Below are 12,547 nucleotides of genomic sequence, written 5' to 3' on the forward strand. Positions count from 1 at the left end.
ATGCCCAGGCCGGATGGTGAGCCCCCGCCGGGATCGATTGCCGGACAGGGGCTTTCGCGGTTCCGGGCTGCTAACGCTGCCAGATGCGACTGTCGATGAAGTCCGTCCACACATCGGCGGGGAACGCCAGGATCGGACCGCGACCGTTGTCCTTCGTATCGCGCACCAGCGTGACAGCTGGGTCGTGCCGAACCTCGACACACTCCTTGCCAGCATCGGAGAAGCTCGACTTGTACCACTCGCTCATTGCCGGCTTCTTCATGCCGCGTGCTCCTTTGCGATTCGCACCAGAAAGTCCCGGGTGTCCTGCGCCGTCAACGCTACAGCCCGGAGACCGGCGATTGCTTCACGATATTCATTGATCTCCTCGTCGTGCTCGTGGAGAACGCTGCCAATAGCGCCTTCGGCGTATACCACTGGCGGCAAAGTCATCCCACTCGCGCCCTTGGGCAGATGGAGCAGAATGAACTGCTGTATGACCAGCCCCGGATGCGGGCCGATAGCGAAGGGGAGCGCCCGGATCTCGATATTGTCCCGGTCTCCAACTTCGGCAAGCCACCGCAGTTGCGCTGACATGACCTCCGGCAGTCCGGGCCTGTTCCACAAGACCGCTTCGGATATGAACGCCTCCAACCGAAAACCGGTATCGTCCAACCGTTTTTGCCGCTTTTGGGTGAGCTCGACCCGCCGTTCTACATCCACAGCGGACAGGCGTGGCAGGGTGACGCGGACGATTTCCCGTCGGTAGTCAGGGGTCTGAAGCAAGCCGGGCACGATAACCGGTTGATACGTGATGATCTGATCCGCGACTCCTTCGAGCCGGAGGAGCTTCTCGAAGTTCGGCGCGACTTGGTCGCTGTACGGCTTCCAGAACCCTTTCGAGTTACCCTGTGCCTTGGCCGCACTGTCCTGTGCTCGAACCTCTTCCAGCAGCCCGAGTGCCTTGGCCGCGTCTTCATGGGAAGCCTGGTAGTACTCGAGCAGGTCCTTGATCTGCGGCCTGGTGAGCTTGGTCGGCGAACCTTCCTCCATTCGCATCAAGACGAATCGCGTGACCTCGAGGTGCGCTGCCGCGGCCGACAGAGCCGTTCGAGGGGCCTTGGATCGCACGGACTTCATGAAGTTGCCGAAATCCATGCGCGAGACAGTCAAACCGGCCATTTTGTTAGCCTCGCTATCTGGGAAACGTTCGTTACGCACATGTGCGCGTCGCACTTTCAACTTTATTTCACGCACTGTTGGGTGCGCACCTAAATCCGATGCTTTTGGGTGCACACTTGACCCATCACACCCAGCGGCTACCACCAGATCGGCTGCCACAGGGAATTCATCCGGAAAGCCGATAGGAGCTGTAATGCCTTGGGATGCTTGGGCTTTGATGCTCTTCACTCTGGTTGAGGCGTTGGTCTTCATCGCCTGCCTCGCCGGGGATATAAGAAATTCCGGTCGGTACGGAAAGAGAAATCGAGGCCGTCATCGACGTGGGCGGAAGGGAATTGGCGAGCGGCGGGAGGTGAATGGGACGTGGATGACTACGAGCGGCTGGAAAGTTGCGATGTCGGGGAGCGGGAACCGGCGATGACCCCCACCGAAGCGATGGAATCGCTTGTGCTGCACCATGACTGCGTCACGGCGAGGTGTGAGCGGAAGATGGCGGCGGGGCAGATCGTCAAGATCGAGGCGGAGCGGGTCGAGTCCGCGAAGGTCATTCGGTTTCCGGTCGGCCGAAAGGAGCCGGGTTGTGGCACGTGCGATCCGTAATCGGCACCGGGCGCCCCATCGGCGGCCCGCCACGCTCGCCGAGGCGAAGAGCGGGCTCGACCGGCATCTGGCGTGCGTGGACGACTGTGACGCGAAGCAGTACTACCAGGTCGCCATCCGGCAGATGGTTCGCGGGCCCGGCCCGGGCTGGAACATCTGGCGACCGGACACCGACCGAGCCCGGTAACGAGAATGGCGCATCACCCGGAAGGTGATGCGCCACTTCGAATTCGGAAGGATCAGCCGCGGATCTTGGCCGCCACGGTGGCGACGGCGGTCTCGGCGGGCAGCTCCTCGGCGGTGCCGGCGAAGCGGTCGCGGAGTTCGATCTTGCCCTCGGCCCAGCCGCGGCCGACGACCACGATGAAGGGCATGCCGAGCAGTTCGGCGTCCTTGAACTTCACGCCCGGGGAGGCGGTGCGGTCGTCGAGGAGCACCTCGAAACCGAGCGAATCGAGTTCGGCGGCAACCTGTTCGGCGCCGGCGCGGGCGCCCTCGTCCTTGTTGGCGATGACGACATGGACGTCGAACGGCGCCACGCCGCGGGGCCAGCGCAGGCCCTTCTCGTCGTGCATCTGCTCGGCGAGCACGGCGACCATGCGGGAGACGCCGACGCCGTAGGAGCCCATGGTGAGGCGGACCGGCTTGCCGTTCTCGCCCAGCACGTCGACCTCGAAGGCGTCGGTGTACTTCTGGCCGAGCTGGAAGATGTGGCCGATCTCGATGCCGCGCGCGGCCTCCAGGACGCCGCGGCCGTCGGGCGACGGGTCACCGTCGCGAACCTCGGCGGCCTCGATGGTGCCGTCGGCGACGAAGTCACGGCCGGCGACCAGGCCGACGTAGTGCTTGCCGGGCTCGTCGGCGCCGGTGATCCAGCTGGTGCCGGAGACCACGCGCGGGTCGACCAGGTAGCGAACACCGTTGGCCTGCAGCGCCTTCGGGCCGATGTAGCCCTTCACCAGGAACGGGTTGGCCTTGAAGTCGGTCTCGTCGAGCAGCTGCACCTCGGCGGGTTCGACGGACGCCTCGAGGCGCTTCTCGTCGACCTCGCGGTCGCCGGGGATGCCGATGCCGAGGAGCTCGGTCTTGCCGTCGGGGTAGACCAGCTTGACCATGACGTTCTTGAGGGTGTCGGCGGCGGTCGCCTCGCGGCCCAGCACGTTCGCGCTGTTGGCCCAGTCGACCAGCGTCGCGATGGTCGGCGTGTCCGGGGTGTCGTGGACGACGGCGTCGGCCTGACTCTCCAGCGGGATGGCCGGAGGCGCGGCGGTGACCACGGCCTCCACGTTCGCGGCGTAACCGGATTCACGGCAGATCACGTAGGTGTCCTCGCCGACGGGACTGTCGGCCAGGAACTCCTCGGAGGCCGAGCCGCCCATGGCGCCGGAGGTGGCGGCCACGATGACGTACTTGACGCCGAGGCGGTCGAAGATCTTCTGGTAGGCCTCGCGGTGAGCGTTGTAGCTCTTCTTCAGCCCGTCCTCGTCGAGGTCGAAGGAGTACGAGTCCTTCATGATGAACTCGCGCCCGCGCAGGATGCCCGCGCGCGGACGGCCTTCGTCGCGATACTTGGTCTGGATCTGGTACAGCGTGACCGGCAGATCCTTGTACGAGTTGTACTCGCCCTTCACGGTGAGCGCGAACAGCTCCTCGTGGGTGGGGCCGAGCAGGTAGTCCTGGCCCTTGCGGTCCTTCAACCGGAACAGGCCGTCGCCGTACTCGGTCCAGCGGTTGGTGGTCTCGTACGGTTCGCGCGGCAGCAGCGCCGGCAGCGAGATCTCCTGGGCCCCGATGGCGTTCATTTCCGACCGGACGACATCCTCGACCTTGCGCAGCGTGCGCAGGCCGAGCGGCAGCCACGAGTAGACGCCTGGCGCGATACGACGCACGTAACCGGCACGCACCAGCAGCTTGTGGCTGGGCACCTCGGCGTCGGCGGGGTCGTCGCGCAGGGTGCGCAGGAACAGGTGGGAGAGGCGGGTGATCACGGCTCAACACAGTAGCCGCTGCTCGCGCACAGTTCACAGGGCATTACCGTGTTGGCTCGTGCTGGTGCTGCTGCCTCCCTCAGAAACCAAGTCCGACGGTGGTTCGGGCGGTCCCCTGGACCTGGATTCCCTCGCGATGCCGCAGCTCACAGCGGTGCGGGACAAACTCGTCACCGAGGTGATCGCGCTGGCCGCCGACCCCGACGCCTCGCGCGCCGCACTCGCGCTGGGCAAGGGGGCTGACGCCGAGATCGCGCGCAACGCCGCACTGCGCACCTCCGCCACGCGTCCGGCTCTGGACCGCTATACCGGCGTGCTCTACGACGCGCTCGACGCGGCCGGGTTCACCAAGGCCCAGCGCGCCAAGGCCGAAGCCCGGCTGGGGATCGGGTCGGCGCTGTTCGGGGTCGTCCGGGCGGGCGATCCGATTCCGGCATACCGGCTCTCGGGCGGGTCGAAACTGCCGGGGCTGCCGACGCTGCAATCGCTGTGGAAGGCGGTGCTGCCGGAGGCGCTGCGGGCGGAGGCGGCCGGTCACCTGGTGGTGGATCTGCGGTCGGGTACGTATCAGAACCTGGGCCGGGTCCCGGGTGCGGTCACCGCGACCGTGCTGACCGAGCGCCCGGACGGCAAGCGAACCGTGGTGAGCCACTTCAACAAACACCACAAGGGCCTGCTGGCGCGGGCGCTGGTGCTGTCGCGGTCGGAGCCCTCGACCATCGACGGGCTCGCGCGGGTGGCCGAGAAATCCGGGCTGCGCACCGAGATCGCCTCGCCGACCGAGCTGCTCATCATCACCTCCTGAGCGCCCGGACTCCATCCGGGAACTTCGCTCGGCCGTGGCGGTTCCGCTCGTTAGAGTGACCTGGTGGAACCCAACGACCTGGATCCGGAAGTGCTGGAGCTGGCGAGCAAGATCTTCGATCTGGCCCGCAGCGGCGACGCCGCCACCCTGGGCGCCTACCTCGACGCCGGGGTACCGGTGAACCTGACCAACGACAATGGCGACACGCTGCTCATGCTGGCCGCCTACTACTCGCACCCGGAGGCGGTGAACGCCCTGCTGGAACGCAAGGCGGACCCCAACTTCGGCAATGACAAGGGCCAGACCCCGCTCTCCGGCGCGGTCTTCAAGGGCTCGGATGAAATCGTCCACGCCCTGTTGGCGGCGGGCGCCGACCCGAACGCGGGCAGCCCCTCCGCCCGCGACGCCGCCGAGATGTTCGGCCAGACAAAGTATCTGAAGCTGTTCGACAACTGAGACAAGGATCGACGACTGGCCGGTTCGATGGGCAGTCGAGCATTGCGGCGGTTCAGCGGGTAACGTCGGCATCAGCCGAATACGATCGCGGCCCTCACGCACGAGGGCCGCGATCGGTGATCGGCCCTCGATCGCAGGCATTCGGTGTTCGGTCGGGGCTACCCGCAAGGAGCCTTCATGACCTCGGCCCGAAGCAACATTTTCGCCCGTCCGGCAAACGTGTTCGCAGATGTCCTCGCCGCTGAGCAGGCGGCACTCCTCGAACGAAATGCGCTGGCCGCGAAGACGGTCGCCGACCATGCACACGATGCCGCCGATTGCGCGCATCTGCTGGCCATACTCGGCCTCGATCCGTCCGAATTGAAGCGAGACGGCAGATAAGCCCGGCCAGGGCCAGACCGCCCGCTCGTTCCAGACGCCTGCAACCTGAACCCGCGCCGCCTGCGCAGGCTTCATCGTTTCCCGAGACCCGGGGGCCAGGTCGAGCAGGAACCGCACTATCCATCGCACCGCGAACCCTGACCCGTATCAGGGCGTATCGCGCAGCTCAGCGCGAGCCGCGTCAGACCACCTTCAGCGGATGAGAGAACATAACTGTGAGCGACGAGCACACTCGGACCCGGCTGTTCAGCCATGAAGACACACTCAGCGAGAACGTATCCGCCACCGCGGCTCGCACCGATCTACGACCGACATTCCTTGCGGCGTGCGACGATACGGCGAGAACAGACCATGTTCAGCCGGACTCTGCCGGGGCGAATGGCGCGTCGTTTCTCAGCGGGGTGTCGACCGAACGGTGAATGAGGGTGTCGCCGTCGAGAACCGACTTCGGTTGCGCCGGTGTGCCTTCGATGACCGCGACATCCAGTTGCCGCGCGTCCCGCCGGAGAGCTTGGACACCTTGTGGTTCCGCGCCTCGGTGAGCTGGAACTGCTCGAGCAGGCCCCCTTGTCCTATCTCGGACAAGACCCCACCCCGCGCCCGGAAAAGCTCCGGTCACGGGGCCGGGAGGGCGTGAAGTTACTACTGGGCGGCGTGACCGGGCAGGACACACACCGCGTCCAGGCCGAGCACGTGGTTCAGGCGGCCGAAGGCCAGCCAGGATCCGAGGCACATGGACAGTTCGACGATTTCGGCGTCCGAATAGAGCGTCTTCATCCGCTCGAAGAACTCGTCGTCGAGATTGTGGTGATCGAGGGCGTAGCGCTCGGCGTACTCGGCGGCCATGCGGGTGCGGTCGTCGAAGGCCTCGGTGGTGCGCCACTCGGTCACGTCGTCGGCGAAGGACTCCTCGACCTTCTCGCCATTGCGATCGGTGCGCCAGTCCAGGCAGAACAGGCAGCCGTTGATCTGGGCGATGCGCAGCCGCGCCGCCTCGAACTCGCGCAGGCCCAGGGTGCTGTGCGCATAGACGGCGAGCGAGAAGTTCGAGGCCGCCACGCCGATGCCGGGCACCATCTCGCCCCAGACGTAGCCGATCGGGTCCTTGCCCTCGGGAATGTCGATGATCATGCCGATGGGTTCCTTCCGAGAGTGCCGAACGGCAGCGGGACATCCAGTGCGTCGTAGAGGCCGGGCTCGGCGTGGGCCAGCCACGGAATGGCGTTCACCAATCTGCCGACTGCCGTGGCGTTTCCGCCCGCGGAGTGATTGCCGTCCTCGTCGGTGGCCTGGACGGTGATCTCGATGCGCGGGCGGCCCTCGATGAGGACGCGGTGCGCGCCGGCGCCGCTGGGCGGCTGCGGCCAGTCGGGGGCGCAGCTCGCGTGGATGCGGGTGATGTGCTCGATGACGATGCGCGGGCTGCCGTCGACGATGCCCTGCACCTCGAAGCGCACCGCGCCCTGGGTGCCCGCCTCGAATTTGCCCATCAACTCGGTCTCGACGGTCTCGTCGAGGGCGCGCCGTTCCACCACCTCGCGAATATCGGTGAGCGCCACCCCGAGTCCACGGGCGATCATGCGGATCTGCCCGCCCCACACCATCGTCGGGATGGTGGGCGCGAGCATGGGCGGCTGATAGTCCAGGGGCTGGCCCATGCCGACCAGATAGCGCACCGAGTCGGGCTGGTCGTAGGTGGTGTAGTCGAAGATTTCCTGGCAGCGCAGCACATCCACGCTACTGCCGAGGCCGCTCATGAGCAGCGGCAGGACATCGTTGCCCCAGCCGGGGTCGATGCCGGAGACGAACAGGGAACCGCCGCCGGCCGCGATCGCCGCGGACACCCGCTCCTGGAGTTCGGCCGGGGCGCTGCGGTGGTCGTAGAGCGCGTAGAGCGCGGGCGTCACGACGACAGCGCCGGTGCGCAGGGCGCGATCGATGTCGGCGAGGGCGTCGTCGGGGCGGATGTCGCCGGAGGCGGCGTAGACGATGGCGCGGGGTCCGGCCGCGAGCGCGGCGTCGATGTCGGCGGTGGCCGCGATCCCCAGTTCGGTGTCCAGTCCGGCCAGGTCACCGGCGTCGCGGCCGACCTTGGCCGGGTTGTGGACCAGGACGCCGGTCAGCGCCAGACCCTGGTGCGCCGCGACGGCCCGGATGGCGGCACGACCGACGTTGCCCGTGCCCCAGACCAGGGTGGAAATCATTCACGAAACGTAGCAAATGCTTGGTAGGTGGATGTCCGATTCGGCTACATTGCGGTATGGATTTCGCCGCTCTCGAATCGATTCGCGCACTCAAGTATCGCTATCTGCGCACCCTGGACCTCAAGCAGTGGGACGAATTCGCGGACACCCTCTGCGCCGACATCATCGGCTCCTACGGATCGCCCTCGGGCGGTCTGCCCGCCCAGTTCACCAGCCGCGACCAGATCGTCGACTTCATGCGCGGCGCGCTCAGCGGAAACATCATCACCGTGCACGTCGCCAACCACCCGGAGATCACCGTCGACGGCGATACCGCCTCGGGCAGTTGGTGTCTGGAGGACACGGTGATCGCCGCCGACTACGGCCTGCTGATCCGCGGCGCGGCCTACTACCACGACACCTACCGCCGCGAGGACGGCATCTGGCGCATCGCGAGCACCGGTTACCAGCGCATCTACGAATCCAAGATGTCCACCGACGCGCTGCCCGGGTACGCACTCACCGCCAACCGCTGGGCTCCGACCGCCGAGTCCAAGCAGGGCTGACTCGCCCCGGTCGCCGACGCGCACGGCGAACTCCGGCCGCTGATGCACTGTGCCCCAACCACAGTGCCGGTTAACGCGTTCCCGGAACATGCCGATCTTGACTCGACAGTGGCGCCCGCACCCCCACCCCATCGGGATGCGCGCGCCGTTTCGATCAACGCTAGGAACAACATGCGCAAGACTCTGTTCGCCCTGTCCGGCCTCGCCTTCGCCACCGCCGCCGCGGTGCTGCCCGCGGCCCCGGCACAGGCCTCCCCCGGCGCCTGGGGCGCAATCGCGGTGTCCGACAACGGCGATCTGGGCTGGGCCTGGAACTACGACACCGAGGGCGGGGCGAGCCAGGCCGCCATCGACAAGTGCGCCAGGGCCAGCTGCTCGACCGTCACCACCTTCACCGGCTGTGGCGCGGTGGCCTTCTCGGACTCGATGAACAAGTACACCGGCGGCTACGGCGCGACGCCTGCCGACGCCGAGAACTCGGCCAAGTGGTACTCCGACTCGTACCTGGTGCGCACGGCCATCTGCAACGACTGAACCACCGGGGCCGGGACGACCGCCCTGACACGGTCGTCCCGGCCCCGGGATCGCTTGCGCTGAAGTCTCTTTCGAGAGCTTCAGCGTTCGGCGGCCTCGACCGCCTTGCGGACGGTCTCCGCATCGGCCGGGGCCGCCTCGTTCTCCCAGAACGGCGCGGCGACGGCATATGGCGTGCCGTAGACGGGGGTGTCGGGCTGGGTGCGCCAGCTGTCGGCGAGGGAGCCGATATCGACGGTGTCGTAGCCGAGCTTGCCGATCAGTTCCGCCGCAGCGGTTTTCGCCGCGGTGTCGTCACCGGCGATGGGCAGCGCGGTGCGGTCGGCCGCTCCGGTGGGGCGGGCCAGGACCGCCAGGTGCTTGAACAGGATGTTGTTGAACGCCTTCACGACGCGGGACCGCGGCAGATGCCGTTGCAGCAGTTCGGAACTGGTGGCCACGCCCGCGTCCAGATCGGGGAACTCACCGTCGCGGCCCGGGTAGTAGTTGTTGGTGTCGATGACCACCTTGCCGACCAGCGGATCGACGGGCTTGCCGACCAGCGGATCGACGGGTACGTCCTGATACGCCTTGAGCGGAACCGTCACCACCACGATGTCCCCCGCGGCGGCCGCCTCGGCCGGGGTCGCGGCGCGCGCCCGCTCCCCCAGTTCGGCCACCAGCTCCGCCAGGGTCTGCGGCCCTCGGGAATTGCTCAATACCACATCGATTCCCGCGGCCACGGCCAGCCGGGCCAGGGTGCCGCCGATATTTCCGCTGCCGATCAATCCGAGCGTCGTCATGTCCGCTGGCAACGCGGTCGCGGCGGGGCTTGTTCCCCGCGCCACCATCAGCCCAGGGTGATGGCGTCCAGCCGGGTGCGCAGGAACTCAGCGGAGACGACCGGCCGCAGGCCGGAGACCCGGCCGACGGGCGGCTCCAGCGGCATGACGCGGGCGTCGTGGTCGAGTTCGTAGAAGTAGATGAGCGACACCAGGTCCTCTTCCGGCGCCGAGGCCTGCGGCGGCAGCACCCGGTGGCGGCCGGCGGGCCAGCGGTGGCCGCTCCAATACGACAGCAGGTCACCGATGTTCACGGTGAGGGCGTACGGGTCGTAAGGCGCATCCGCCCAGCCGCCGTCCTCGGTGAAGATCTGGAGTCCACCCGCACCGGGTTCCCGGTCGAGGACGGTGACCGTGCCGAAGTCGGTATGCGGGCCGATGCGGAACTGGCCGGGCTCGGGCGTGCCGATCCGCGTCAGCGACGGATAGTGGTTGATATTGCAGGTCCAGGTGGGATGGGCGGCCAGGCCCTCGAACGGATTGTGCGGCAGGGCGAGCGCGGCGGCGCAGAGGGCCAGCAGGTCGTCGGAGAGCACCCGCACGGCGGCGGTGTAGGCGAGCAGCAACTCGCGCAGCTCACTCACCTCGCCGGGCCAGACATTGTCGCGGAACCAGACCCGGTCCACGACCGGGTCGCCGGTGCGGGTGTCCGCGCCGATCGCGAAGGTCTCCTTGAGATCCGGCGGCGTCTCGGTGCCCTCGGCGTAGCCGTTGGCCTCCAGTCCGGGGGCGATCCAGCCGCGACCGCCGACCGATACCGCGTACCGCTGCTTCACCGCGACGGGCAGGGCGAAGAAGCGGCGGGCCGCCGCGCGCACGGCGGCCGGAAGTTCTTCCGGCACACCGTGTCCGCGCACCAGCAGGAAGCCGGCGCGTTGCAGGCCCGCGTCCACCTCGCGCAGCACCGCGGCGGCGGACTCGCCGCCCGCGCGCCAGCGGTTCAGGTCCACGGTCGCGATAGGAGTCATTCCGCCACTCCGATGTCCTCGTGCCAGAGTTCGGGGCGTTCGGCGATGAAGCGGGTCATCATGTCGACGCAGGCCGGGTCGTCGAGCACGGTGATGGAAACCCCGTGGGCGGCCAGCCAGTCGTGGCCGCCGGTGAAGGTGCGCGACTCGCCCACGATGACCGCTCCGATGCCGAACTGCCGCACCAGGCCGCTGCAGTACCAACACGGGGAAAGGGTGGTGACCATGATGGTGTCGCGGTAGTCGCGGCGGCGGCCGGCATTGCGGAAGGCATCGGTCTCGGCGTGCACGCTGGGGTCGTCGTTCTGAACGCGGCGGTTGTGGCCGCGCCCGAGCAGAGTGCCGGCGCTGTCGAACAGGGCGGCGCCGATGGGGATTCCGCCCTCGCGCAACCCGAGTTGCGCCTCCTCGAAGGCAGTGACCAGCAGATCCTGTGCGTTCACCATGCCGATCATGCTGCCACCAATCCTGGCTTCAGTTAGGTCAACTCAGCCGCTACTGTGAGGTCATGAACAACGCCCTGGCCCGCGACGTATGGCGCGTCATCGAACCGCTGCACGCCGTCACCTACTTCGCCGCCGACTGTATCGCCGCCAACAAAGCCGTTGGCCTGCGCGGCTTCTGGATGGGCTACTTCGCGGCCCGCTCCGCCCCGCTCGGCGCGGCCGGGCCCTCGGTCGTCGAGGCCACCTTCTACAACTTCCATCCGGCCATGGTGCGGCGCGCCATCCCGGACGCCTGGAGCTACGCCACGCCCGACGCGGTCCTCGCCACCCGCACCCTCGCGGCCGCCGCGGTGCTGCGCGGCATCGTCCCCGATATCGCGACCGTCGCCGCGCGGGCCGTCCCGCACCTGCGGCGGGCGATCGAGGCCGCACCCGCCGCCGGCCGCCCGCTCTTCGCCGCCAACCGCGACCTGCCCGCACCCGGCGATCCGGTGCACGCGCTCTGGCAGGCAGTCACCGCGCTGCGCGAGCACCGCGGCGACGGGCATGTGGCGTGCCTGGTCGCCGAGGGCATCGACGGCTGCGAGGCGCACGTCCTTTTCTCCGCCTCGACGGGGATGCCCGCACAGGTGATGCGCGACAATCGCGGCTGGAGCGAAACCGATTGGCAGGCAGCACAAGAGCGGCTCACCGACCGCGGACTCCTGAACGGTGACGGTCTCACCGAGGCCGGGCGGGCCCTGCGCGAGCACATCGAGGCCCGCACCGACACCCTCGCCATGACCGCTTACCGCGGCATCCCGGGCATCCTCGAAACCCTGTCCGTCCTCACCCCCGCGGCCCGGGCCGTGGCCCGCAGCGGTGAGGTCCCCTACCCGAACCCGATGGGCGCCGATCCGGCCTAGATCAACCCCATCGCCGCCAGGCACGAAACCCATTATGAGGAACCGACAGTGGCCCGATCCACCACGGACCTACGCCGGTCCGGATCTTCCGGTCACCACACGCCGGGGACGAGGCGCTTGGTGGTGCGGAGGTAGGTCTCGTAAGGGGCGCCGAGGGTTTCGACGAGGGTGCGTTCCTCGAGGCGGATGCGGCGGAGCAGGGCGTAGGCGGGGATCACGGTGGTCAGGAGCAGAGCCGGGTAGTTCGCCGAGGCGAGGCCGAAGCCGATGGTGACGAAGAGGATGCCGGTGTAGGAGGGGTGCCGGACCCAGTGGTAGGGGCCGTGGCTGATGACCGGCTGATCGGCGTCCACCTCGACGGTGGTGCGGAAATGCTTGCCCAGCACCGTGATCGCCCAGACCCGGACCATCAGGCCGAGCCACATGAGCGCGATTCCGAGGACCTGCCACGGCACCACAGGGCCCGGGAAGCGCAGCGGGCTGTCGGCCGGGAGGAAGATACCGGTGAAGGCGGCGACCGTCATAGCGCCGGCCACCAGCAGCATGATGGCCAGGCGAGTGCCGCCGTCACCCGCGGTGGAGCCGGTACCGCGCACGCGATCCCGCACTCGCAGGCCGATTTCGAATGCCAGCCACGCCCAGGTGGTGAAGACGGCGATGGTCACGTCCGGCTGCCCTTCCGCGCTCGATGTCCGACTCGTCGAGATTCCCATCCAACCGGCCCGGGGCACAT

Annotated in this window: 17 protein-coding genes; 8 read left to right on the top strand and 9 right to left on the bottom strand. The window is 67.8% G+C overall.

Features of this window, described 5'->3' with window-relative positions:
- Positions 1-70: 70 nt before the first annotated feature.
- Positions 71-262, bottom strand: a complete 192-nt coding sequence (locus ON33_RS16210) for a DUF397 domain-containing protein (protein WP_040859691.1) — start codon at positions 260-262, stop codon at positions 71-73.
- Positions 259-1,413, bottom strand: coding sequence for a DUF5753 domain-containing protein (locus ON33_RS16215; RefSeq protein ID WP_157184567.1), 1,155 nt, complete (start codon positions 1,411-1,413; stop codon positions 259-261). Before ON33_RS16215 ends, ON33_RS16210 begins: the two co-directional genes overlap by 4 nt.
- 111 nt (positions 1,414-1,524) lie before the next feature.
- Between ON33_RS16215 and ON33_RS16220 the strand changes: the two genes are divergently transcribed.
- Both ON33_RS16220 and ON33_RS16225 read left to right on the top strand, forming a co-directional pair.
- The gene (locus tag ON33_RS16220; protein WP_040859695.1) at positions 1,525-1,761 is read left to right on the top strand and encodes a hypothetical protein; all 237 of its coding nucleotides are present in this window, start codon (positions 1,525-1,527) and stop codon (positions 1,759-1,761) included.
- Positions 1,742-1,948, top strand: coding sequence for a hypothetical protein (locus tag ON33_RS16225; protein ID WP_040859697.1), 207 nt, complete (start codon positions 1,742-1,744; stop codon positions 1,946-1,948). The genes ON33_RS16220 and ON33_RS16225 overlap by 20 nt, the downstream gene beginning before the upstream one ends.
- Before the next feature lie 52 nt (positions 1,949-2,000).
- On the opposite strand, the gene ON33_RS16230 is transcribed toward ON33_RS16225, so the two are convergent.
- A complete protein-coding gene (locus ON33_RS16230) occupies positions 2,001-3,749 on the bottom strand; it encodes a proline--tRNA ligase (RefSeq protein WP_040859699.1) in 1,749 nt (582 codons plus the stop codon).
- A gap of 58 nt (positions 3,750-3,807) precedes the next feature.
- On the opposite strand from ON33_RS16230, the gene yaaA reads away from it, so the two are divergent.
- The 3 genes from yaaA (at position 3,808) to ON33_RS16245 (ending at position 5,391) form a co-directional block, all read left to right on the top strand.
- The gene (gene yaaA / locus ON33_RS16235) at positions 3,808-4,554 is read left to right on the top strand and encodes a peroxide stress protein YaaA (protein ID WP_040859701.1); all 747 of its coding nucleotides are present in this window, start codon (positions 3,808-3,810) and stop codon (positions 4,552-4,554) included.
- Positions 4,555-4,617: 63 nt separating this feature from the next.
- Entirely contained in the window at positions 4,618-5,010 is a 393-nt protein-coding gene (locus tag ON33_RS16240; RefSeq protein WP_040859702.1) for an ankyrin repeat domain-containing protein, read from the top strand.
- Between the two features lie 177 nt (positions 5,011-5,187).
- The gene (locus ON33_RS16245) at positions 5,188-5,391 is read left to right on the top strand and encodes a hypothetical protein (protein WP_040859704.1); all 204 of its coding nucleotides are present in this window, start codon (positions 5,188-5,190) and stop codon (positions 5,389-5,391) included.
- A gap of 642 nt (positions 5,392-6,033) precedes the next feature.
- On the opposite strand, the gene ON33_RS16250 is transcribed toward ON33_RS16245, so the two are convergent.
- Both ON33_RS16250 and ON33_RS16255 read right to left on the bottom strand, forming a co-directional pair.
- Positions 6,034-6,522 carry a carboxymuconolactone decarboxylase family protein gene (locus tag ON33_RS16250; RefSeq protein ID WP_040859707.1) on the bottom strand — a complete coding sequence of 163 codons (489 nt, stop codon included), beginning with the start codon at positions 6,520-6,522 and terminating at the stop codon, positions 6,034-6,036.
- Positions 6,519-7,595, bottom strand: coding sequence for an NAD(P)H-dependent amine dehydrogenase family protein (locus ON33_RS16255; RefSeq protein WP_040859709.1), 1,077 nt, complete (start codon positions 7,593-7,595; stop codon positions 6,519-6,521). The genes ON33_RS16250 and ON33_RS16255 overlap by 4 nt, the downstream gene beginning before the upstream one ends.
- 56 nt (positions 7,596-7,651) lie before the next feature.
- On the opposite strand from ON33_RS16255, the gene ON33_RS16260 reads away from it, so the two are divergent.
- Both ON33_RS16260 and ON33_RS16265 read left to right on the top strand, forming a co-directional pair.
- Positions 7,652-8,140 (top strand): nuclear transport factor 2 family protein, encoded by a 489-nt coding sequence (locus ON33_RS16260; RefSeq protein ID WP_040859711.1) that lies wholly within the window; start codon positions 7,652-7,654, stop codon positions 8,138-8,140.
- A gap of 171 nt (positions 8,141-8,311) precedes the next feature.
- The gene (locus ON33_RS16265; protein WP_040859713.1) at positions 8,312-8,674 is read left to right on the top strand and encodes a DUF4189 domain-containing protein; all 363 of its coding nucleotides are present in this window, start codon (positions 8,312-8,314) and stop codon (positions 8,672-8,674) included.
- An 80-nt stretch (positions 8,675-8,754) separates the two neighbouring features.
- Here ON33_RS16265 and ON33_RS16270 read toward each other — a convergent pair whose 3' ends face one another.
- Genes ON33_RS16270 through ON33_RS16280 form a run of 3 tightly spaced genes read right to left on the bottom strand, consistent with a single transcriptional unit; the run spans position 8,755 to position 10,909 of the window.
- A complete protein-coding gene (locus ON33_RS16270) occupies positions 8,755-9,456 on the bottom strand; it encodes an NADPH-dependent F420 reductase (protein WP_040859715.1) in 702 nt (233 codons plus the stop codon).
- Between the two features lie 47 nt (positions 9,457-9,503).
- Complete coding sequence (locus ON33_RS16275; RefSeq protein WP_040859717.1) at positions 9,504-10,463, bottom strand: isopenicillin N synthase family dioxygenase; 960 nt, start codon at positions 10,461-10,463, stop codon at positions 9,504-9,506.
- A complete protein-coding gene (locus ON33_RS16280; protein WP_051152366.1) occupies positions 10,460-10,909 on the bottom strand; it encodes a nucleoside deaminase in 450 nt (149 codons plus the stop codon). The genes ON33_RS16275 and ON33_RS16280 overlap by 4 nt, the downstream gene beginning before the upstream one ends.
- A 62-nt stretch (positions 10,910-10,971) precedes the next feature.
- Between ON33_RS16280 and ON33_RS16285 the strand changes: the two genes are divergently transcribed.
- On the top strand, positions 10,972-11,814 hold the full coding sequence (locus tag ON33_RS16285) for an SCO6745 family protein (protein ID WP_040859721.1): 843 nt from the start codon (positions 10,972-10,974) through the stop codon (positions 11,812-11,814).
- Between the two features lie 92 nt (positions 11,815-11,906).
- Here the strand turns inward: ON33_RS16285 and ON33_RS38265 are convergent, their stop codons facing one another.
- Positions 11,907-12,479, bottom strand: a complete 573-nt coding sequence (locus ON33_RS38265; RefSeq protein ID WP_051152310.1) for a methyltransferase family protein — start codon at positions 12,477-12,479, stop codon at positions 11,907-11,909.
- Positions 12,480-12,547 lie beyond the last annotated feature (68 nt).

Source organism: Nocardia niigatensis NBRC 100131, assembly GCF_000308655.1.
Lineage (GTDB): Bacteria > Actinomycetota > Actinomycetes > Mycobacteriales > Mycobacteriaceae > Nocardia > Nocardia niigatensis.